The following is a 21,628-nucleotide window of genomic DNA, read 5'->3' on the forward strand; positions in this document are numbered from 1 at the left end:
AAACTGCCGCGGCCGGACGGGCTGCGGCCGCGGCATTGTTTTGATAAATGGAGTTTTACTAGTGCGTACTTGGCTTGTGACTGGCGGCGCAGGTTTCATCGGCGGCAATTTCGTTCTCGACGCCGTAAAGCAGGGAGTGCGGGTTATCAACCTCGACGCACTCACCTATGCGGGTAATCTCGATACCCTGGCCTCGATCCAGTCGGATCCGAATCACCTGTTCGTGCAGGGCGATATCGGCGATGCCGCACTGGTCGAGCAGTTGTTGCGCGAGCACCACCCCGACGCGGTGATCAACTTCGCGGCCGAAAGCCACGTCGACCGCTCGATCGACGGCCCGGCGGCCTTCGTGCAGACCAACGTCGTCGGCACGCTCAGCCTGCTGGAGAAGACGCGCGACTACTGGAAGTCGCTCGACGAAGCCGGCCGTGCCGCGTTCCGCTTCCTGCACGTGTCGACCGACGAGGTCTACGGCACGCTCGGCGACACCGGCAAGTTCACCGAGGAAACCCCGTACGCCCCCAACTCGCCGTACTCCGCGTCGAAGGCTGCGTCCGACCATCTGGTCCGCGCCTTCCACCACACCTATGGCCTGCCGGTGCTGACCACCAACTGCTCCAACAACTACGGTCAGTTCCAGTTCCCCGAAAAGCTCATCCCGCTGATCATCGCCAAGGCGCTGGCCGGCGAGCCGCTGCCGGTCTATGGCGATGGCAGGAACGTGCGTGACTGGCTGTTCGTCGGCGATCACTGCGCCGCCATCCGTCGCGTGCTGGACGCCGGCCGCGTCGGCGAGACCTACAACGTCGGTGGCGATGCCGAGCGCGAGAACATTTTTGTCGTGAAGACGATCTGCAAGCTGCTCGACGAGCGCAGCCCGCTGCCGGACGGCCGTGCGCGCGAATCGCTGATCACCTTCGTCAAGGACCGCCCTGGTCACGATCGCCGCTACGCCATCGATGCGTCCAAGCTCCAGAACGAGCTGGGGTGGGCACCGACGGTGACGTTCGAACAGGGCATCGCCCAGACCGTCGACTGGTACCTCGGTAACCAGCCGTGGGTCCAGCGCGTGCTCGACGGCAGCTACCGCCTCGAACGCATTGGACAGGCCTGAGGAACGAACATGAACCGTAAGGGCATCATTCTCGCCGGTGGATCCGGCACCCGGCTGTATCCGATCACGCAGGGCATCAGCAAGCAGCTGCTGCCGGTGTACGACAAGCCGATGATCTATTACCCGCTCAGCGTGCTGATGCTGGCGGGCATCCGCGAAGTGCTGGTGATCAACACGCCGCACGAGCAGCCCCTGTTCCAGACCCTGCTTGGCGACGGCTCGCAGTGGGGCATGCGTATCGAGTACGCGGTGCAGCCCAGCCCGGACGGCCTGGCGCAGGCGTACCTGATCGGCCGCGATTTCGTCGACGGCCAGCCGAGCTGCCTGGTCCTGGGCGACAACATCTTCCACGGCCCCGGCCTGACCGCGATGCTCAAGCGCGCGGGCGAGCGTGACCATGGCGCAACCGTGTTCGGCTACTGGGTCAAGGACCCGGAGCGTTACGGTGTCGCCGAGTTCGACAATGATGGAAAGGTGATTGGGCTGGAAGAAAAGCCGGTCAAGCCGCGTTCCAACTATGCAGTCACCGGCCTGTATTTCTACGACGGCCGCGCCAGCGAGTTCGCTTCGCAACTCAAGCCGTCCGCGCGTGGCGAACTCGAGATCACCGATCTCAACGCCCGCTACCTCGAGGAGGGCTCGCTGCACCTGGAGCAGCTCGGCCGCGGCTACGCCTGGCTCGACACCGGCACGCACCAGTCGCTGCTGGAGGCGTCCAACTACATCGAGACCATCGAAGCCCGCCAGGGCCTGCGCGTCTGCTGCCCGGAGGAGATCGCCTGGAACAACGGCTGGATCGATGCCGAGCAGCTCAATGCGCTGGCCAAACCGCTGGCCAAGAACGGCTACGGCCAGTACCTGCTGAGCCTGGTCGACCGCGGTTACGTGCCATGAAGATCATCGAAACCGATCTGCCCGGCTGCGTGGTCGTCGAACCGCGGGTCTTTGGTGACGCCCGCGGCTTCTTCTTCGAATCCTTCAACAGCGACAAGCTCGCCGAGCACGGCCTGCAGCCGAAGTTCGTGCAGGGCAACGTGTCCTCGTCGGTGCGTGGCGTGCTGCGCGGCCTGCATTACCAGTGGCCCAATCCGCAGGGCAAGTATGTCTCCGTCGTCGAGGGCGAGGTCTGGGACGTGGCCGTCGACATCCGTCGGGGTTCGCCGCACTTCGGTCGTTGGACGGCGGTGCTGCTGAGTGCGGAGAACAAGCGCCATTTCTGGATTCCGGAAGGGTTTGCGCATGGCTTCGTCACGCTGAGCGAGCGCGCGGTCTTCAGTTATCTGTGCACGGCGACGTATGACGCCAGCGCCGATGCCGGCATCCGCTGGAACGATGCGAAGCTCGGAATCGACTGGCCGGTGACCGACGTGGCCCTGTCCGACAAGGACGCGCGCGCTCCGTTCCTCGACGAGGTGCCGGAAGACCGCCTTCCGATTTACGTCCCATGAGTTACGGGCCATGAGGATCCTGCTTCTAGGAGGCAATGGCCAGGTCGGCCATGAACTGCGTCGCAGCCTGGCCTCGTTGGGCGAGGTGGTGGTCACCACGCGCAGCGGCGAGGTCGACGGAGAAGTGTGCGAGCGGCTTGACCTGTCGGAACTGGACGCGATCGAGCCGTTGCTGGATCGCATCCTGCCGGAAGTCGTCGTCAACGCGACGGCCTACACCGCGGTCGATCGCGCCGAAGACGATGCCGCAGCGGCGTTCCGCGCCAATGCGGAGGGGCCAGGTCGCTTGGCCGAAACCTGCGCCGCCCGTGGCATCACGCTGGTTCACTACTCGACCGACTACGTGTTCGACGGCAGCGGAACGCGTCCCTATCGCGAGGATGATGCGACGGCGCCGCTGGGAGTCTATGGCGCCAGCAAGCTGGCAGGCGAAGAGGCCATCCGCGCCAGCGGTGCCAGGCACATGATCCTGCGCACGGCGTGGGTGTATGGGATGTACGGCAACAATTTCCTGCGCACGATGCTGCGCGTCGGCGCCGAGCGTGACGAACTGCGCGTGGTGTCCGACCAGCGTGGCTCGCCGACGCCGGCCTGGCTGATCGCCGACGTCACCGCCCAGGTCCTCGAAAAGGGTGTCAGTGAATCCGGCGTTCGCCACCTGGTCGCCGCGGGCGAAACCACCTGGCATGGCTTCGCCAATGCGATTTTCGAAGAGGCGGTATCTCGCCATCGCATGGTGCGGCATCCAAACGTGACGGCCATCACGACCTCCGAGTACCCCACGCCAGCCCGGCGTCCCGCTTACTCGGTGCTCGACACCGCAGCATTGCGCGGCGACTTCGATGTGCGCTTGCCTGATTGGCGCCGAGCGCTGACCGAGACCTTCGACAGGGCGCCCTGACCCGGCCCTTCTGTGACAAGCCGCTTTGATGCAAAGCGGCAGTCCATTGAGCTAGCCTGTGCGAGCGCGCAAGGACACATCCTGCGCGTGGCCGATGGATGGCCTTGGATCATTTCACAGGAGTGGGGGGGAGAATGAAGGCAATCGCACTTCTGGCGGCGCTGCTGGCGCTGTCGCCGGCCACCATGGCCGCGGACGTGGATGTGAAGGCATACACGCGCAAGGACCAGTTCGACGACATCAAGATGTCGCCGAATGGGCAGTACTTCGCGGCCACGGTTCCGCTGGAGGATCGAACGATCCTGGTGGTCCTCGAGCGCACCACCAACAAGTTCATCGGCAGCTTCAAGCTGGCCGAACACACGGACATCTACGCCTTCGACTGGGTCACGCCCGATCGCCTGATGATCAGCCCGGCCGAGAAGTTTGGCTTGATGGAAAGGCCCAGGCCCACGGGCGAGCTGTACGCGATGAATGCAGACGGCAGCAAACTGGAAAACCTGGTGGGCTGGCGCATCGACGACGGCGGCGCGGGCACGACGATCAAGCCGAAGAAGGGGAACAACAAGGTAGGCGCGTTCCTCATCGACGCTCCGCCGGCTGCCGCCGACGCGCGCTCGGTGCTGGTCGCGGCGACTCCATACCTGGACGCGAATGCCCCGGACAGGGACCTGTTCACCACCGTCCAGCGCCTGGACACTTTTTCTGGCCGCATGACGCGCGAGGCATCGGTTCCCGTGCGCAACGCGAACTTCTTCCTGGACAACAAGGGCGCGGTGCGCTTTGGCGCTGGCGCCAACAGCGACAACATCCGGAAGCTGTTCTACCGCGCAGACGACAAGTCGGAGTGGGAACTGGTCGCCATCGAGAAGGACGGGCGGTTCGAAACACCCATCGGATTCTCCGCCGACGACAAGGTCGCGTACCTGAGGGTCGAGATGCCCCAAGGCCCCGATGCCATCGTGGCAATGGATCTGGCGACCAGGAAGCGCACCGAAATCCTGCGTGACGACGATACCGATCCTGGCACCATCATTTACCGCAACGGCACGCGGATTCCGATTGGCGCGTATTTCATGGACGGCAAGCCGCGCACGGCGTTCTTCGACCAGAGCGCGCCCGAGGCCCGGCTGCAGCAGAGCCTCGAGGCGGCGTTCGGCGGTGATGGCGTGGTGATCACTTCGCAGACCGCGGACAGCCGCCTGGCCCTGGTGGAGGTGTTCGGCGATCGCAACCCCGGGGATTTCTACCTGTACGACACCGTCGCCAAGAAGGCATCGCATGTGCTCTCCCGCAGGCAGTGGTTCGACCCCGAACTGCAGGCGCAGATGCAGCCGATCGCCATCACCGCGCGCGACGGCATCAAGCTGCATGGCTACATCACCCGACCGAAGGGAGCGGGCGACAAGCCGCTGCCGATGGTGGTCATGCCGCACGGTGGTCCGTTCGGCGTCCGCGATGGGTGGGGCTTCAACAACTTTGGACAGATGCTGGCACAGGCGGGCTACGCCGTGCTGCAGTTGAACTATCGCGGCTCCGGCGGTTATGGGCAGGCCTTCGAGCAGGCAGGCGGCCGCGAGTGGGGCGGCAAGATGCAGGACGACCTCACCGATGCGACCCGCTGGGCTTCGCAGCAGGGCTATGCGGACTCCAAGCGTATCTGCATCTTCGGAGGCAGCTACGGCGGTTATGCCTCGTTGATGGGCGTGGCCAAGGAGCCCGATCTGTACCGCTGTGCCGTGGGCTACATCGGTGTCTATGACCTGCCTACGATGCTCACGCACGGCGATGTCCAGGAGCGTGGCTCCGGCGAGACCTATCTGAGGGATTGGGTTGGCGAGCGCGAAGCGCTGCGTGCCGTTTCTCCCACCAACCTGGCCGCGCGCATCAAGGTGCCGGTGTTCCTTGCGGCCGGTGGCGAGGACGAGCGTGCGCCGATCGCGCACAGCCGGATGATGGAGCAGGCGCTGCGCAAGAACGGCGTGACGGTGGAGACGCTTTACTACGACACCGAAGGCCACGGCTTCTACAAGCCTGAGCACCAGGAAGAGTTCTATACGCGCCTGCTGGCGTTCCTGTCGCGCAGTCTTGGCGGCGGCGTCGCCACCGCCACCGCCGGCGCTGGCGAAGGCAAGGCCGCGAAGTAGGAAGGCTTGTGCCATCAAAAGAAACGGCGCCTTCGGGCGCCGTTTCTTTTTCTGCGGGCCGATTGGCGTTAAGGCTACTTCACGCCATGCATCATCCGTCGCAGCAGCGGCGATACGGCGAAGGCCAGCACTGCCCAGCCGATGCCGATCCACATCAGCAGCAGGAACAGGTTGGCGTACTTTTCGCCGGCCATGGCGAAGTCGATGGCGGCACCCTCCGGTATGTCGAGGGCGGCGAGCTTGCCGAACAGCGCGGCCAGCGTTTCCGAGAATGCCGTCGCCAGAAACCAGGTGCCCATCATCAGGCTGACCACGCGCGGCACCGACAACTGGGTGACGGCGGACAGTCCGACCGGGTACAGGCACATCTCGCCGAGTTCGAGCAGCAGGTATGCAAGCACCAGCCACCAGACGCTCGCCAGCGTGCCGGTGGCGCCGGCATGCTGCGCGGCCCACACCAGCGGCAGGAAGCTCAGGCCGGCGAACAGCAGGCCCATCGCCGACTTGGCCGGCTTCGACGGGTCGAGCCCGCGCTTGTCCAGTCGGGTCCAGATGACCGCGAACAGCGGCGCCAGCAGCACGATGAACATCGACCCCAGGTAGGTGAGCGAACCCGCCGTCTGCGGCAACAGCACGGCGTCGTGTACCAGCGCGGCCAGCATCGCCAGCATCGCCAGCATCAGCAGTGAACGTGGCCACGGCGAGCCGGGTGTGCGCTCGGAGATCGACGATGCGGTGACGAAGGCGATCGGTGCGAACAGCAGGGCGGGGATCGACCACGGCCACGGCGTGCCTTCACGGATCACCAGCGACGGGAAGAGGTCCTTGCCCAGCAGGCGGTCGGTGAACGTCACCCACGAGCCATACGTCTGCTCGTACAGCGTGTAGAAGATCAGCGCGGCGAAGATCATCACCATCATCGCGCCCATGCGCTGCGCTTCGACCTTGCTGCAGCCACGGGTGACGAAGCCGGCGTACCAGAAGCCCACGGCCAGGAACACCACCGACATCAGCACCAGCGCCAGCGTCGCTTCCTCGACGAAGAAATCCAGTACGCCATAGCGAGCCGACAGCCAGTTCACCGCGATTCCGATGCCGGCGAACACGAGCAGCGAAGGCGCGTAGGCCGTCAGCGGCTTCGGCTGGGCATCGTCGCGACGCAGGCCGTGCCACATCGTCCAGGTGATGCCCGCCAGCGCCATGATCACGATGTAATACGTCCAGCGGATCGTATCGGGGCCGAGGCGGATCGCCGTCACCGCGTGCATCAGCCAGGCGACCGGCAGCAGGCCGAGGATCGCCAGCGCATAGATCGTCCATTCGCGCGAACGGCTCAGCGGCTTCGGTGGTTCGGCGATGCCGCGCAGGTATTTGCGGCCCCACAGGAACTGCGCCAGTCCGAGCAGCATGCCGATGCCGGCCGCGCCAAAGCCGTACTTCCAGCCGTAGGTCTGGCCGAGGTAGCCGCACACGATCGAGGCGAACAGGCCGCCGAGGTTGATGCCGGCGACGAACAGCGAGAAGCCCGAATCGCGGCGCGGATCGTTTTCGGGATACAGCCGGCCGACGATCGTCGAAACGTTGGGCTTGAGGAAGCCCACGCCCATGATGATCAGCGCCAGCGACAGGTAGAACACGCGCAGCGCGCCCTCGTCGCGGACCACGACGCCGTTGACCGTGGTCGCGGCAGCGCCCTCCACCGCCATGCCGATGTGGCCGGCGACCAATAGCAAGCCGCCGAAGATCACCGCCTTGCGCATGCCCAGGAAGCGGTCGGCGAGCAGGCCGCCGATCACCGGCACGCAGTAGACCAGGCCGCCGTAGGCACCCAGCACGTCGAGGCCGGCGCGGTCACCGAACTTGTGGTGCTGCAGCAGGTAGAGCAGCAGCAGCGCCTTCATTCCGTAGAAGGAGAAGCGCTCCCACATCTCGGTGAAGAAACAGACGAAGACGCCTTTGGGGTGGCCGAACAGTTCGTCGCGCGAGTCGGCCGCAGGGACGTCGGAAAGATGGCTGGAAACGGCGGACATGCGGGCTCCTGTAGGACCGCCGGAGTGTAGCCCGCATGCCGGACCACGCGGAGCCATGGTTTCCGTACGCCACGGACGGGTGGCTCGGGGTGGCTCGCGCCTGCGGGCCGGCGTCTGCAATACTGCCGCGTCATTCGCCTGGGGGCCCGAATCCGTGAGCAAAAAGAACTTGTCCGGCCTGGAGCCGCGCAAAGAGCTGACCATCCGTGGCCTCATCCTCGGCGTCGTCATCACCGTGCTGTTCACTGCGGCGAATGTCTTCTTCGGCTTGAAGGCGGGCCTCACCTTCGCCACGTCGATCCCGGCCGCGGTGATCTCGATGGCGCTCCTGCGCGGGTTCAAGGACTCGACGATCCAGGAGAACAACATCGTGCAGACCGTCGCCTCCGCGGCGGGAACGCTCTCCTCGATCATCTTCGTGCTGCCGGGCCTGGTGATGATCGGCTGGTGGACCGGGTTCCCGTACTGGGAGTCGTTCCTCATCTGCCTGCTCGGCGGCGTGCTGGGCGTGATGTATTCGATCCCGCTGCGGCGCGCGCTGGTCACCGGTTCCGACCTGCCGTATCCGGAAGGCGTGGCTTGCGCCGAGGTGCTGAAGGTCGGCAGCGGCGGCGAGGCGGAGGGAGTCGAGGAAAGTCGCGCCGGACTGCTGGCGGTGGTCTGGGGCGCCATCGCCTCGGCGGTGTTCGCGGTGATCGTGGCGACGCGCGTGTTCGCGAGCGACGTCGCCCACTACTTCCGCATCGGCGGTGGCGACAAAGGGCCCGTCACCGGCTTCGACTTCGCGCTGTCGATGGCGTTGTTCGCGGTCGGCCACCTGGTCGGCTTGTGGGTCGGCGTCGCGATGCTGCTCGGTGCCGTGATCGGCTGGGGCTGGGGCGTGCCGCATTTCTCTGCACTGTCCGGCGCCACCGGCGCCGCCGCGGACGTGGCTCAGGCGACCTGGAGCCAGCAGGTGCGCTTCCTCGGTGCCGGCACGATCGGTGTCGCGGCGATCTGGACGCTGCTCAAGCTGATCAAGCCCGTGGCCAGCGGCCTCGGCTCGGCGATGGCGGCGTCGCGGGTACGCAAGGCCGGGCAGGCCGGCGCGCTGCCGCGAGTGGAGCAGGACATCCCGATCGGCCTCGTCGGCATCATTTCGCTCGCCAGCCTGCTGCCGATCGGCTGGCTGTTCGCGCACCTGAGCGTCGAAAGCGGCCTCGGCGACCACGTCGTACCGCTCGTCGCGGGCGGCCTCATCTACTGCGTGGTGATGGGCTTCCTCGTCTCGGCGGTGTGCGGCTACATGGCGGGCCTGATCGGTTCGTCCAACACGCCGGTGTCGGGCATCGGCATCCTCGCGGTGATTGGCGCGGGCCTGCTGCTGGTGCTCGGCATCAAGCCGATGCTTGCGCCTGGCCACGAGCAGGGTCTGGTGGCATTCGCATTGTTCGTCACCGCGATGGTGTTCTCGATCGCGACGATCGCCAACAACAACCTGCAGGACCTGAAGACCGGCCAGCTGGTCGATGCCACCCCGGCCAAACAGCAGTGGGCGCTGATCATCGGCGTCGTTGCCGGTGCGGCGATCATTCCGCCGATCCTCGACCTGCTCAACCAGGCCTACGGCTTCGCCGGTGCTCCGGGCGCCGATCCGTCGAAGGCGCTGGCGGCGCCGCAGGCCGGTCTGATCTCGGCGCTGGCGCAGGGCGTGATCACCAACAACATCGACTGGAGCCTGATCACGACCGGTGCACTGATCGGCGTCGGGCTGATCGTGCTGGATACCGTGCTGCGGCGCACGACCAAGTCGGCGCATCTCTCGCCGCTGGCGGTGGGCCTGGGCATCTACCTGCCGACGTCGGCCACGCTGATGGTGGTGGTCGGTGCGATCGCGGGTGCGATCTACGACCGTCGCGCCGAGCGCGGTCCCAAGCCGGAGGCCACCAAGCAGCTCGGCGTGCTGCTTGCGTCCGGCATGATCGTCGGCGAAGGCCTGCTGGGCGTGGCGATCGCGGCGATCGTCGCGTTCTCCGGCAAGGATGCGCCGCTCGCGGTGGTCGGCCCGGACTTCGCTGGCACCTCGGTCTGGATCGGCGGTGCCTCGTTCGTGATCGTCATGCTGGCGCTGTACCGCTGGGCCGCCAACACGAGCCGCCGCGCTTCCACCTGAGCGGGACACAGGCCGGTTCGCCTGTTCAGCGTGCCTGTCCTGTCCGCATGACCGCCGGCCTTTGCCGCCGGCGGTCCCCGCGCCTACCATCCGCCCCTTCGCTTCGCTGCCCGTTTCCGGAGTTCCGATGAACCTGCGTCACGCCGTCCTGCCGCTGCTGATCGCGGCATCCCTGCCTTCGTTCGATGCCGCGGCCGCCCGCGGTTTCGAGGTCCGCGACCTCGCCAAGCTCGATCGCGTTTCCGAGCCGACGCTGTCGCCGGACGGCCGCCGCGTGGTGTTCGCCAAGCGCGTGATGGATTACGCCGCGAACAAGGCATCGACGTCGCTGTGGATCGAGGACCTGTTCGCGCGCGATGCTGCGCCGCCGGTGCGCCTCACGCCGGAAGGCTGGAGCGTCAATTCGCCGGTGTTCGCTCCCGATGGCAAGTCCGTGTACTTCCTGAGCGGCAAGTCGGGCAGCTCGCAGTTGTACTCGATGCCGGCCGGTGGCGGTACGCCGAAGCAGCTGACCGCGTTCGACGCCGACGTCGGTAGCTTCCAGCTGTCGCCGGACGGCAAGCGCGTGGCCTTCAGCGTCGAGACCTTTGCCGAGTGCAAGGGAGACCTGGCCTGCACGAAGAAGAAGATGGACGAGCGCGGGCAGCAGAAGAACACCGGCATGGTGTTCGACCGCATCTTCATCCGCCATTGGGACGCCTGGAACGACGGCCGCCTCAATCGGCTGTTCGTCGCGGTGCTGCCGGGCGACGGCAAGGCAGTGAGCTCCGCTACGCTGGTGAGCGGCGACGTGCACGGCGACGTGCCATCGCGTCCGTTCGGCGACGGCAGCGAGTACACGTGGTCGCCGGATGGCCAGAGCCTGGTGTTCAACGCGCGCATCGCCGACGCGAAGGAACCGACGTCGACCAACTTCGATCTGTACCAGGTCGCCGCCGATGGCAGTGGCCCGGCCAAGAACCTCACCGCCGCCAATCCGGCGTGGGACACCGGCGCCACGTTCAGCGCCGACGGCAAGACGCTGTACTACCGCGCGATGAAGCGCCCGGGCTTCGAGGCCGACCGCTTCGGCCTGATGGCGCTCGACCTGGCCAGCGGACAGCGTCGCGAAATCGCGCCGGGCTGGGATCGCTCGGCCGACGGCATCACGCTCAGCGATGACGGCAAGACCATCTACACCACCGCCACCGACCTGGGCGAGCACCCGCTGTTCGCGGTCGACATCGCCAGCGGCAAGGCCACCAAGGTGGTGGGCGAGGGCAGCATTTCGGCGTTCGCACTGGCCGGTCCGACGCTGGCGCTGACGCGCAACACGCTCAAGAGCGGCGACGTGCTCTACACGACCAGCGCCGACGCCACCGCGCCGCTGCGCCCGATCACCCAGGCCACCGGCGAGACGCTCAAGGACGTCGCGTTCGGCGACTTCGAGCAGTTCGACTTCAAGGGATGGAACGGCGACACCGTGCACGGCTACGTGGTCAAGCCGTGGAACTACGTCGAGGGCAAGAAGTACCCCGTCGCCTTCCTGATCCACGGAGGCCCGCAGGGCAGCTTCGGCAACGGCTGGAGCTACCGCTGGAACCCGCAGACCTATGCGGGTCAGGGCTACGCGGTGGTGATGATCGATTTCCACGGTTCGACCGGCTACGGCCAGGCCTTCACCGACGCGATCAGCCAGCACTGGGGCGACCGCCCGCTGGAAGACCTGCAGAAGGGCTGGGCAGCCGTGCAGAAGAAGTACGCCTTCCTCGACGGCGGCAATGCCTGCGCGCTCGGCGCGTCCTACGGCGGCTTCATGGTCAACTGGATCGCCGGCAACTGGCACACCCCGGCGTCGGGCGCATGGAAGTGCCTGGTCAACCACGACGGCGTATTCGACCAGCGCATGATGGGTTTCGCCACAGAGGAACTGTGGTTCACCGAGTGGGAGCAGGGCGGCACCGCGATCGACAAGGCGGCGAACTACGAGAAGTTCAACCCGGTCAACCACGTGAAGGACTGGCGCGTGCCGATGCTGGTGATCCACGGCCAGCAGGACTTCCGCATCCCGGTCGAGCAGGGCATCGGCGCCTTTACCGCGCTGCAGCGCCAGGGCATCGAGTCCAAGTTCCTGTACTTCCCGGACGAGAACCACTGGGTGCTCAAGGCCCAGAACAGCGTCCAGTGGCACGACACGGTCAACGGCTGGCTGAAGCAGCACATCGGCCAGTCGCTGCCCTGAGCCGTACCGGCCGTCGGGCCGGCAGCTACCTCAGTTGACGCGACGGCGCCCCCGGGTCGAACCTTGGGGCGCCGTCGCGCTGTCAGGGGGAGTACATGGCCGCCAGCACCGATCTGGGTCTTCAACTCGAGCCACTGCCCGGGCAGGAGGAACCGCCTACCAAGGGCAAGCCGTTCCAGGACATAGGCCGGGAACCTTCAGACCAGGCCAAGCCGTCCTATCAGGGGCCCGATCGCCGCAAGGCCGAGCGCCGGACGGGGCTGGAGCGCCGTGAGGAGTTCCGCTTCGAGCCGGGCAAGGACGACCGCCGCAAGGGCAAGGACCGGCGCAAGCACAGCCGCCTCGACGATACGTTCGTCTGGTAGGCGCCGCCGCCAGGGCGGCGGCACCCACGATCAGAGCGGCACGATCAGCAGCAGCGTGAGCGGCCCTTGCCGTAGCGGGCCGCCATGCGCTCGTGGAAGAACTCCTCGCGCGTCATCGCCGATCGCCCCGGATGGCTGCGGCGCATGTGCTCGAGGTAGTTGTCGTAGTCCGGTATGCCGATCGCCAGGCGCGCGGTCTGGGCGCTCGCACGCCACCAGCGTGCGAGCAGGGTCCAGGCCAGCCTCGCGGCGTCAGCGGCTGACGGCATCGAGCGCGACATAGTCGCTCTCCTGCGCGGTAGGCGACCGGCTGTTCCGCGCCGCCAGCGCGGCTTTCAGGCCGAAGAACACCGTGGCCAGGACCACCGCGATGAACAGCGCAGCCAGGCCGGCGTCTATGTAGTTGTTGAACACGATGCGCTGCATGTCGTCCATAGACTTGGCCGGCGCGATCACCTCGCCGCGCGAGGCGGCGTCGGCGAACTTGCGGGCGTTGGCGATGAAGCCGATCTTCGGGTCGTCGTGGAAGAGCTTCTGCCAGCCGGCCGTCAGCGTGCACACCAGCAGCCACGCGGTCGGGATCAGCGGGACCCACAGGAACTTCTCGCGCTTCATCTTCACCATCACCACGCAGCAGAACACCAGCGCCAGGCCGGCGAGCATCTGGTTGGCAATGCCGAACAATGGCCACAGCGTGTTGATGCCGCCGAGCGGGTCGACCACGCCCTGGTACAGGAACCAGCCCCAGCCCGAAACCGCGACGGCGGTGCAGGCGATGTTGGCTGGCCAGCTGTCCGTGCGCTGGAACGGCGGATACGCCAGGCCGATCAGCTCCTGGATCATGAAGCGCGCGACGCGCGTGCCGGCATCGATCGTGGTGAGGATGAACAACGCCTCGAACAGGATGGCGTAGTGGTACCAGAACGCCATCATGCCTTCGCCGCCGACGAGGCCATGGAGGATTTGCGCCATGCCGACCGCGAGCGTCGGCGCGCCGCCGGTGCGCGAGAGGATGCTGGCTTCGCCGATCTCCCTGGCGGTGGCGGTCAGAACCTCAGGCGTGAGCACGAAGCCCCAGCTGGAGATCGCCGCCGCCGCGGATTCCGCGGTCGTGCCGATCAGCGCCGCGGGCGAGTTCATCGCGAAGTACACGCCGGGCTGCAGCACGCACGCGGCGATCAGCGCCATGATCGCGACGAACGCCTCCATCAGCATGCCGCCATAGCCGATCAACGGGATCTGCGCTTCGTTGGACAGCATCTTCGGCGTGGTGCCGGAGCTGATCAGCGAATGGAACCCCGACACCGCACCGCAGGCGATGGTGATGAACAGGAACGGGAAGAGCTTGCCGCTGAACACCGGCCCGGTGCCATCGACGAACTTGGTCAGCGCCGGCATCTGCAGGTCGGGCATCGCGAACAGGATCGCGATGGCGAGGATCAGGACCGTGCCGATCTTGAGGAAGGTCGAGAGGTAATCGCGCGGCGCGAGCAGCAGCCACACCGGCAGCACCGCGGCGACGAAGCCGTAACCGATCATCAGCCAGGCCAGCGTCGTGCCCTTGAGATGGAACAACGGGCTCCACTCCGGATGTGTGGCGACCTGCCCGCCGAGCCAGATCGCCAGCAGCAGCAGCACGAAGCCGATCACCGACACCTCGAAGATGCGGCCCGGGCGGAAGTAACGCAGGTACACGCCCATCAGGATCGCGATCGGAATGGTCATGGCCACCGTGAAGGTGCCCCACGGCGATTCGGCCAGTGCCTTCACGACTACCAGCGCCAGCACCGCCAGCAGGATCACCATGATCATCAGGATGCCGATCATCGAGATCACGCCCGCGGACGGGCCGATCTCGGCGCGGATCATCTCGCCCAGCGAGCGTCCGTCGCGGCGCGTGGAGAAGAACAGCACCAGCATGTCCTGCACCGCGCCGGCGAGGACCACGCCGAACAGGATCCACAGCGTTCCGGGCAGGTAGCCCATCTGCGCGGCCAGTACCGGGCCGACCAGCGGACCGGCGCCGGCGATCGCGGCGAAGTGGTGACCGAACAGCACCGCACGCGGTGTCGGCACATAGTCCAGGCCGTCGTTGCGGCGCCATGCCGGCGTCGCGCGGGTCGCGTCGACGAGCAGCGCATTGCGTGCGATGTACAGCCCGTAGAAGCGATAGGCGATGGTGAATACCGACACGGCCGCGACCACCAGCCACATCGCGCTAATGGTTTCGCCGCGATGCAGCGCGATGGTGCCTAGACAGAACGCGGCCAGTACCGCCAGAGCGGACCAGCCAAGCCAGGACAGACCTTTCATGAATCCCCTCCCGATTGACCTCCGAAGGGTGGCCCCGCGGGCGGCGGCCGGTCAATGCGCAATGCGCCATCCGCCCTGCGACTTTGGTCTAAGCGGGAACTCGTTCGCGGATCGGCGCTAGAGCCACTTGGCGCGGCGCAGCAAGCGGAACAGCAGCGCGCAGACCAGCGCGGTCACGCCGATCACGGCGAAATAGCTGTAGCGGCCGTGCAGTTCCGGCATGTGCTCGAAGTTCATGCCGTACCAGCTGGCGATCAGGGTTGGCGCGGCCAGCAGCGCGGCCCAGCCGGCCAGGCGCTTGACCACTTCGCCCTGCTGGATCGTCACCAGCGACAGGTTGACGGTCATCGCCGCGGTCAGCATCTCGCGCAACGTGTCGGTGGCCTCGTTGATGCGCACGGTGTGGTCGTGCACGTCGCGGAAGTAGAACTGGCTTTCCTCGTCGATCAGGCTGCTGCGCGAGCGCGACAGCTGCCCAAGAATGTCCTGCAGCGGCGCGACCGCCATGCGCAGCCGCGTCAACTCCCGCTTGAGGTCGTAGAGCTGCTTGACCGTGTCCTTGCGGAATTCCTCGGCGAAGATCTCGTGCTCGAGCTCGTTGAGGTCCTGGCTGAACTCCTCGACGATCGGCGAGAAGTTGTCGACGATCAGGTCCAGCACCATGTACAGCGCCGCGCCCGGGCCGTGCGCCATGTCCCCGGGCTCGCGCTCGAGGCGCGCACGCGCCGGTGCGTAGCTGACCGAGGCGCCGTGGCGCACGGTCAGCAGGTAACGCGGGCCGACAAAGATATGGGTCTCGCCGAAGCGGATGTGCGAGTCCACCGACTGCGCGGTGTGCACGACGATGAAGAGCGAGTTGCCGTAGCTTTCCAGCTTTGGTCGCTGGTGCGCGCTCTTCGCGTCCTCGATGGCGAGGTCGTGCAGGCAGAACTCTTCCTGCAGCTTCTCGAGGATGCCTTCGTCGGGCTCGTACAGCCCAACCCAGACGAAGCTGCCGTCGTCGACGGCGAGCACGTCGCTGATTTCATCGAGGGTGATGTCCCGGCGCTGGCCGTCGCGGCTGTAGACGGCGCAGTTGACCACGCACTGGGGCAGGGACGGATCCTTCATGACGTGAATCGTGCCCGCAGGCTGCGGGCACGGCAAGCGTGGCGAGTGCGGTTACCGTCCGCGCGAGCGGAACGCCTGCAGCAGCCCGAGCTGGATCGGCAGCAGCAGCGAGATCCAGTGCGCGTTCCGTTGCGGGTACACCGGCAGCCAGTACAGGAACAGCCCCACCACGGCACCGATGGCGACGACGGCCAGCACGCGCCGGAACCACACGCCCGGATCGCGGCCGCGCAGCACGCGCCAGGCACCCGGAATCAGCAGCCAGCTCAGCGGGTTGAGCAGCAGCAGGTTGTGGTTGGCCCAGCCGTAGCGGTGTCCGGTGCCGAACCAGATGAACAGCATCAGCGCCGCGAGCACGCCCGACAGCAACCAGAACGGCAGGGCGAACGCAGCCAGTGCGCGCGGCTTCCGCCGCCCGAGCCATGCAGCGCCGACACCCAGCGCGATGCCGGTCAACGCCCACGGCCACCAGCGTGGCGGTGCGTCTTGCGGCTCGGGAGCCAGTTGATGCGGCAGCACCGGTTGCTCGGCGCCGATCAGGGGGCGGCCCGCGCCGTTGGTGGTTTCACGCAGGGCGTCGGCCAGGCGCATCGGCACGAACGATTCGTTCCAGACCGGTTCCGGCACATCGGCGGCCGGTCCCAGGCCGAGGTCGAATCCCAGCCACATCCACCACGCCGGCGACGCCAGCCGCACGGCCTCGCTGCGGAACGTGCTGCCGTGCGAGCGGCCTTCGATCTGACGGCGCAGGCCGCCACCCAGCGTGCGATCGATGGCATCGCGGACGCGGGTGGAGCAGTTGTCGTCGAAATACTGGTAGCGATAGAAGGCGTTTTCGGGCTTGGCGTTCTCTGCCAGCGCGGCGGCCAGTTCGCGGGCCTGCGTTTCGTCCAGGTTGAGCCACTGGATGTCCACGCCGCGGCCTTCGGCGCGGTACTGCGCCAGGTCCTGTTCGAACGGCAGCGCCGCCAGCCGGTAGCGCATCTCGCCGCGGATGAAGCGGCCGATGAAGTCCTTTTCGGTCGGATCGAAGAAACCGTAGTTGTACGAGGTCGCGGCGCCGGTATCGGGATCGAGCACCACCAACGCGTTATGGCCGAACCGTTCCCAGAAGATCTCGCCCGGCTGCATGGTTGCCACGCCGATGCGCGGCGCCGCAGCGAAGGCGTTCGCCGCAAGGAACCAGAGCAGGCAGGTCAGCAGCAGCCGCTGCACGCGGCCGGCGTCACGCATCGCCGAGCACACCGACATGGAAGGCGTGGACCCGGCGCGCATCGGCGCTGGACACGCGGAACACGAAGCGGCCGAGGGTCAGTTCCTCGCCGGCTTCGGGCAGGTGGCCGATCGCGGCCGTGATCAGGCCGCCGATGGTGTCGTACTCGTCTTCGTCGAAATCGGCGCCGAAGCGCTCGTTGAAGTCGGCGATCGGGGTCAGCGCGTCGACCACGAACTGGCCATCGGCCTGCGCCGCGATCAGGGCGTTGGGGTCCTCGGCGTCATCGTGCTCGTCGTCGATCTCGCCGACGATCTGCTCCAGCACGTCCTCGATCGTCACCAGGCCGGCGACGCCGCCGTGCTCGTCGATGACGATGGCCATGTGGTTGCGCGACTGGCGGAACTCGCGCAGCAGCACGTTCAGGCGCTTGGATTCGGGGATCAGCACCGCCGGACGCAGCAGCGAGTGGATGCTGCCCGGGCCGTAGTCGGCGACCACGCCACGCAGCAGGTCCTTGGCCAGCAGCACGCCGAGGATCTCGTCCTTGTCCTCGCCGTGGACCGGGAATCGCGAATGCCCCGATTCGACCACCTGCTTCATCAGGTCCAGGAACTTGCCATCGGCCGGCAGCGAGACCATCTGCGCACGCGGGATCATCACGTCGCCGACCGTCATGTCGCCAATGGCGATCGCGCCTTCCATCATGCGCAGCGTGTCGGCAGCGATGAGGCCGTCCGCCTGCGCATCGCGCAACAGCTCGACCAGGTCTTCGCGGTTGGTGGGCTCGCCGGACAGCGCCGAGCTGATCCGTTCCAGCCAGGAGCGCCGCCGTTCGTGCGGTTCCGGCGCGTGGAAGCTACTACTGTCGTCCTCGGACATTGTGTTCTAGAAGGCGCCCGCGGGGGGGAGGGCGTCCGGGCCAGTCTAGCGCATGCCGGATCGGGAGGCGGGGCGGCGACCCGGCGGTTTCAGCCGAGATAGGGGTCGGCGATGCCCAGGCCGGCGAGGATCTCGCGCTCGAGCTGCTCCATGCACTCGGCCTCGCGATCGTCGTCATGGTCCCAGCCGAGCAGGTGCAGCACGCCATGGACGGTGAGGTGGGCGTAGTGCGCGCCCAGCGCCTTCTTCTGTTCCTTGGCCTCGCGGGCGACGACCGGGGCGCAGATCACCAGGTCGCCCAGCAGTGGCAGCTTGACCCCCTTCGGCAGGCCTTCCGGCATTTCCGCCGGGAAGCTGAGCACGTTGGTCGCGTAGTCCTTGCCGCGGTAGTGCCGGTTGAGCGCGCGTCCTTCCTTGGTGCCGACGATGCGGATCGCCAGGTCGGCCTCGCGGATGCGGTTGGCCAGCGCCGCTCCCACCCACTTGCGGAAGCTCATCGCGGCCGGGATGCCCGTGCGCGGAACGGCGTAGTTGATCGTCACGTCGAGACGGATGGGGCCTTTGGTCATGGCGAGGGTTCGGTGCTCAGTGGGCCGGGCCGGTCGCGGAGTCCTGCGCGTCGCGTGCGTCGTAGGCGTTGACGATGCGCGCCACCAGCGGATGGCGGACCACGTCGCGGGACTCGAAGAAGGTGAAGCTGATGCCGTTGACGTTGCGCAGTACTTCGAGCGCGTCCTTCAGGCCGGACTTCTGGTGCTTGGGCAGATCGATCTGGGTCATGTCGCCGGTGACGACGGCAGTGCTGCCGTAGCCGATGCGGGTCAGGAACATCTTCATCTGCTCGATCGTGGTGTTCTGCGCTTCGTCGAGGATGACAAACGCATCGTTAAGCGTGCGTCCGCGCATGTAGGCCAGCGGCGCGATCTCGATGACGTTTTTTTCCAGCAGCTTGACGACCTTCTCCACCCCCAGCATCTCGTAGAGCGCGTCGTACAGCGGGCGCAGGTACGGGTCCACCTTCTGGGTCAGGTCGCCCGGCAGGAAGCCGAGTTTTTCGCCGGCTTCCACCGCGGGGCGCACCAGGATCAGGCGCTGCACGCGTGATTCGTTGAGCGCCTCGACGGCGCTGGCCACGGCGAGGAACGTCTTGCCGGTGCCGGCTGGACCGATGCCGAAATTGATGTCGTGCGTGGCGATCGCGTGCAGGTACTTGGCCTGGTTGGCGCCGCGGCCGCGGATGGTGCCGCGCTTGACGCGGATGTTGACCTCCTGCGGCTCGACGCCGTCGCTGGCCACGGCATCGGCGTCGATCTCGGTGAGGCGCAGGTGGATGGCGGGTTCCGTCAGCGTTTCCTCGGCGGCATCGCGCCACAGGTCGCGCAACAGCGTCTCGGCCTTGCCGACGGCGACCTGCGGGCCGACCACGCGGAACACGTTGCCGCGGTTGGCGATCTCCACGCCCAGGCGCAGTTCGATCATGCGCAGGTGGCCGTCGAAGGGCCCGCTCAGGTTGGCGAGGCGCTCGGCTTCTGCGGGCTCGAGGACGAATTCGGAAGTGGTTCGCGATGGCATCAGGGGAGCCGGGTCATCCGTAACAGGCGCGTTCCGCGCGCAAGGCGCGCGTGCGGGTGGGGGACGTCACTTTGCGCCTGCAGGGCGCGTTTCGCAAAGGGATGCGGTCAGTGCAGGGCTTCAGTCGGAACCGGTTCGGCGCCTGTGGTTCCTTGCGATGGAAAACAGCCCGACCGCGATGACAGCGAGTGAGCCGATCAGCCACAGCCAATCGGTCGTGTGGTGAAAACCGCCGGTGCGCGCGATCCGCATCCAGCAACGCAACAGGCCGAGCAGGCCGAGTCCGCAGAACCAGAGGCCGAGGGCATGGCGACGCAGCGGGTGATTGCGTTGATCGGGTGGCATGCGGCGGAACGATAGACCAGTGGCGGGACGGGTGCCTTGCCAAGGGCGGCCGGCCGGGGCGGGCCTGCCGGGACCGTTCGTCGGATTGGGGTTGAAATCTAATTAATCAGATAATTAAATATACCCATGAACACCGATACGCTCCCTCGGACCCGCGGCCGCCCGGCCCGGGCGACTTCCACCCCGTCGGGACGGGCTCCTGGCCGCCCGGGTGCGGACAGCCCCGACCTGCGGGCGCGCGTCCTCGATGCCGCGATCGCCTGCTTCACCCGCCAGGGAATCGCAGGGGCTTCGCTGCGCAGCATCGCGTCCGAAGCGGGCGTGAACCCGGCGCTGCTGCACTACTACTTCGGCGATAAGGAGCAGTTGCAGGAGGCGGTCGTCTCCGAGCGCATCCTCCCGGCCTTCGCCGTACTGCGCGAGCCGGTGATGCAGGCCGGCGACGACGTCGCCGACCTGGTGGCTGCCTTCGTGAAGGGCGTGGGGCTCCTGGTCGCCGAGCATCCCTGGCTGCCGCCTCTGTGGGTGCGCGAGGTGCTTTGCGAAGGCGGCGCGCTGCGTAACGTGCTACTCGAGCGCATCGGTCCGCAGGTGCCGCAGATGATGGCGGCGCGCTTCGCCCAGGCGCAGCAGCGCGGCGAAATCAACGAAGACCTGGACCCGCGCCTGCTGATGGTGTCGCTGGTGGGGCTGACCCTGTTCCCGATCGCGGGAGCGCCGATCTGGCGGCGCCTGCTGAACGCCGACGACCTCGATTTCGATGTGATGCGCCGGCACACGCTGGCGTTGCTGGATCGTGGCCTCAGTTGCGCCTGATTACGTGAGGTTGAAATGAGCACTGTCACCGGAGTTCCGGCCGTGAAGCATGCGCGACCCGCACTGTGGGTGTTGCTGGCGCTGATGCTGGCCGGCTGCAATGAAGAGGGCCAGCAGGCGCTGGGCACGCTGGAATGGGATCGCGTGGCCGTTCCGGCGCCGGCAGCCGAGAAGATCGTCCGCATCGACGTACGCGAAGGACAGCGCGTGGCGGCCGGTGCGCGCCTGGCCCAGCTCGAATTGGCCCGTACGCAGTCGCAGTTGGCCGCGCTGCAGGCCCAGGCGCGCCAGGCCGGCGACACGCTCGCCGAACTGCGCGCGGGTCCGCGCCGCGAAGACATTGCCCAGGGCCGCGCCAACCTGGCGGCGGCACAGGCACGCGCCACCAATGCGCAGGCGTTTTATCGCCGCATGCAGCCGCTGGGCCGGCAGCAGCTGGTGGCCGAGGCCGAAGTCGATCTCGCGCGCGCGGCCGCCGACAACGCGCAGGCGGAAGTTCGCGCCGCGCAGCAGGCACTGCTGGAACTCGAACGCGGCACGCGCAGCGAGCAGATCGCCCAGGGCGAAGCCGCGCTGGCTGCCGCGCAGGCGCAGACAGCGGTGCAGACGGTCAACCTGGAGAAGATGGACCTCGTCGCGCCGCGCGCAGGCGTGGTCGACAGCCTGCCGTATCGCCTCGGCGACCAGGCGCCGGTCGGGGCGCCGCTGGTGATCATGCTGGTCGGCGATGCGCCATACGCACGTGTCTACGTTCCCGAGCCGATCCGCGCCAATGTCCGCGTCGGCCAGGCCGCGCAGGTCCATGTGGACGGTCGCGACGGCACGCTGCAGGGACGCGTGCGGATGATCCGCAGCGAACCGACCTTCACTCCGTACTACGCACTGATCGGCAAGGACGTTTCGCGCCTGAGCTACCTCGCCGAGGTCGAGTTGACGGGAAAGGATGCAGCTTCGCTTCCGGCCGGCGTGCCGGTGCGGGTGGAGTTCGAATGAGCCACG

Annotated in this window: 19 protein-coding genes; 10 read left to right on the forward strand and 9 right to left on the reverse strand. The window is 67.0% G+C overall.

Translation table 11 applies throughout. The annotated features are described in order from the left end of the window. The first annotated feature begins 61 nt into the window (after nucleotides 1-61). The 5 genes from rfbB (at nucleotide 62) to IU514_RS01655 (ending at nucleotide 5,610) form a co-directional block, all read left to right on the forward strand. Nucleotides 62-1,114 carry a dTDP-glucose 4,6-dehydratase gene (gene rfbB / locus IU514_RS01635; RefSeq protein WP_194929317.1) on the forward strand — a complete coding sequence of 351 codons (1,053 nt, stop codon included), beginning with the start codon at nucleotides 62-64 and terminating at the stop codon, nucleotides 1,112-1,114. Between the two features lie 9 nt (nucleotides 1,115-1,123). Next, on the forward strand, nucleotides 1,124-2,008 hold the full coding sequence (rfbA, locus tag IU514_RS01640) for a glucose-1-phosphate thymidylyltransferase RfbA (RefSeq protein ID WP_194929318.1): 885 nt from the start codon (nucleotides 1,124-1,126) through the stop codon (nucleotides 2,006-2,008). Beyond that, nucleotides 2,005-2,562 (forward strand): dTDP-4-dehydrorhamnose 3,5-epimerase, encoded by a 558-nt coding sequence (gene rfbC, locus IU514_RS01645; RefSeq protein WP_194929319.1) that lies wholly within the window; start codon nucleotides 2,005-2,007, stop codon nucleotides 2,560-2,562. The genes rfbA and rfbC overlap by 4 nt, the downstream gene beginning before the upstream one ends. 10 nt (nucleotides 2,563-2,572) lie before the next feature. Next, complete coding sequence (gene rfbD, locus IU514_RS01650) at nucleotides 2,573-3,463, forward strand: dTDP-4-dehydrorhamnose reductase (protein WP_194929320.1); 891 nt, start codon at nucleotides 2,573-2,575, stop codon at nucleotides 3,461-3,463. 134 nt (nucleotides 3,464-3,597) lie between these two features. Continuing rightward, nucleotides 3,598-5,610 carry an alpha/beta hydrolase family protein gene (locus IU514_RS01655; RefSeq protein ID WP_194929321.1) on the forward strand — a complete coding sequence of 671 codons (2,013 nt, stop codon included), beginning with the start codon at nucleotides 3,598-3,600 and terminating at the stop codon, nucleotides 5,608-5,610. Between the two features lie 74 nt (nucleotides 5,611-5,684). On the opposite strand, the gene IU514_RS01660 is transcribed toward IU514_RS01655, so the two are convergent. Continuing rightward, nucleotides 5,685-7,640, reverse strand: coding sequence for a peptide MFS transporter (locus IU514_RS01660; protein WP_194929322.1), 1,956 nt, complete (start codon nucleotides 7,638-7,640; stop codon nucleotides 5,685-5,687). 154 nt (nucleotides 7,641-7,794) lie between these two features. Between IU514_RS01660 and IU514_RS01665 the strand changes: the two genes are divergently transcribed. The 3 genes from IU514_RS01665 to IU514_RS01675 all read left to right on the forward strand — a co-directional run bounded on the left by IU514_RS01665 (nucleotide 7,795) and on the right by IU514_RS01675 (nucleotide 12,378). After that, entirely contained in the window at nucleotides 7,795-9,792 is a 1,998-nt protein-coding gene (locus IU514_RS01665; RefSeq protein WP_194929323.1) for an OPT family oligopeptide transporter, read from the forward strand. A gap of 127 nt (nucleotides 9,793-9,919) precedes the next feature. Further along, nucleotides 9,920-12,013: an alpha/beta hydrolase family protein gene (locus IU514_RS01670; protein ID WP_194929324.1), complete on the forward strand. Its 2,094-nt coding sequence runs from the start codon at nucleotides 9,920-9,922 to the stop codon at nucleotides 12,011-12,013. A 95-nt stretch (nucleotides 12,014-12,108) separates the two neighbouring features. Further along, the gene (locus IU514_RS01675; RefSeq protein WP_228760400.1) at nucleotides 12,109-12,378 is read left to right on the forward strand and encodes a hypothetical protein; all 270 of its coding nucleotides are present in this window, start codon (nucleotides 12,109-12,111) and stop codon (nucleotides 12,376-12,378) included. Between the two features lie 44 nt (nucleotides 12,379-12,422). Here the strand turns inward: IU514_RS01675 and IU514_RS01680 are convergent, their stop codons facing one another. The 8 genes from IU514_RS01680 to IU514_RS01715 all read right to left on the reverse strand — a co-directional run bounded on the left by IU514_RS01680 (nucleotide 12,423) and on the right by IU514_RS01715 (nucleotide 19,813). Then, nucleotides 12,423-12,647 (reverse strand): YbdD/YjiX family protein, encoded by a 225-nt coding sequence (locus IU514_RS01680; RefSeq protein WP_194929537.1) that lies wholly within the window; start codon nucleotides 12,645-12,647, stop codon nucleotides 12,423-12,425. After that, nucleotides 12,631-14,691 carry a carbon starvation CstA family protein gene (locus IU514_RS01685; RefSeq protein WP_194929325.1) on the reverse strand — a complete coding sequence of 687 codons (2,061 nt, stop codon included), beginning with the start codon at nucleotides 14,689-14,691 and terminating at the stop codon, nucleotides 12,631-12,633. The genes IU514_RS01680 and IU514_RS01685 overlap by 17 nt, the downstream gene beginning before the upstream one ends. A 117-nt stretch (nucleotides 14,692-14,808) precedes the next feature. Further along, entirely contained in the window at nucleotides 14,809-15,801 is a 993-nt protein-coding gene (corA, locus tag IU514_RS01690; protein WP_194929326.1) for a magnesium/cobalt transporter CorA, read from the reverse strand. A gap of 51 nt (nucleotides 15,802-15,852) precedes the next feature. Beyond that, nucleotides 15,853-17,034 carry a lipoprotein N-acyltransferase Lnb domain-containing protein gene (locus tag IU514_RS01695; RefSeq protein ID WP_194929327.1) on the reverse strand — a complete coding sequence of 394 codons (1,182 nt, stop codon included), beginning with the start codon at nucleotides 17,032-17,034 and terminating at the stop codon, nucleotides 15,853-15,855. Continuing rightward, nucleotides 17,027-17,896: a CorC family transporter gene (locus IU514_RS01700; RefSeq protein WP_194929328.1), complete on the reverse strand. Its 870-nt coding sequence runs from the start codon at nucleotides 17,894-17,896 to the stop codon at nucleotides 17,027-17,029. The genes IU514_RS01695 and IU514_RS01700 overlap by 8 nt, the downstream gene beginning before the upstream one ends. 89 nt (nucleotides 17,897-17,985) lie before the next feature. Then, nucleotides 17,986-18,465, reverse strand: coding sequence for an rRNA maturation RNase YbeY (gene ybeY / locus IU514_RS01705; protein ID WP_194929329.1), 480 nt, complete (start codon nucleotides 18,463-18,465; stop codon nucleotides 17,986-17,988). A 16-nt stretch (nucleotides 18,466-18,481) separates the two neighbouring features. Beyond that, nucleotides 18,482-19,468, reverse strand: coding sequence for a PhoH family protein (locus IU514_RS01710; RefSeq protein ID WP_194929330.1), 987 nt, complete (start codon nucleotides 19,466-19,468; stop codon nucleotides 18,482-18,484). Between the two features lie 120 nt (nucleotides 19,469-19,588). Further along, nucleotides 19,589-19,813 carry a hypothetical protein gene (locus IU514_RS01715; protein WP_194929331.1) on the reverse strand — a complete coding sequence of 75 codons (225 nt, stop codon included), beginning with the start codon at nucleotides 19,811-19,813 and terminating at the stop codon, nucleotides 19,589-19,591. A gap of 126 nt (nucleotides 19,814-19,939) precedes the next feature. Here IU514_RS01715 and IU514_RS01720 point away from each other — a divergent pair, with 126 nt between their 5' ends. Both IU514_RS01720 and IU514_RS01725 read left to right on the forward strand, forming a co-directional pair. Continuing rightward, the gene (locus IU514_RS01720; RefSeq protein WP_194929332.1) at nucleotides 19,940-20,629 is read left to right on the forward strand and encodes a TetR/AcrR family transcriptional regulator; all 690 of its coding nucleotides are present in this window, start codon (nucleotides 19,940-19,942) and stop codon (nucleotides 20,627-20,629) included. Between the two features lie 84 nt (nucleotides 20,630-20,713). After that, nucleotides 20,714-21,622, forward strand: a complete 909-nt coding sequence (locus IU514_RS01725) for an HlyD family secretion protein (RefSeq protein ID WP_228760439.1) — start codon at nucleotides 20,714-20,716, stop codon at nucleotides 21,620-21,622. Nucleotides 21,623-21,628 lie beyond the last annotated feature (6 nt).

It is taken from the genome of Lysobacter niastensis (genome assembly GCF_015453285.1).
Taxonomy (GTDB): domain Bacteria; phylum Pseudomonadota; class Gammaproteobacteria; order Xanthomonadales; family Xanthomonadaceae; genus Lysobacter_J; species Lysobacter_J niastensis.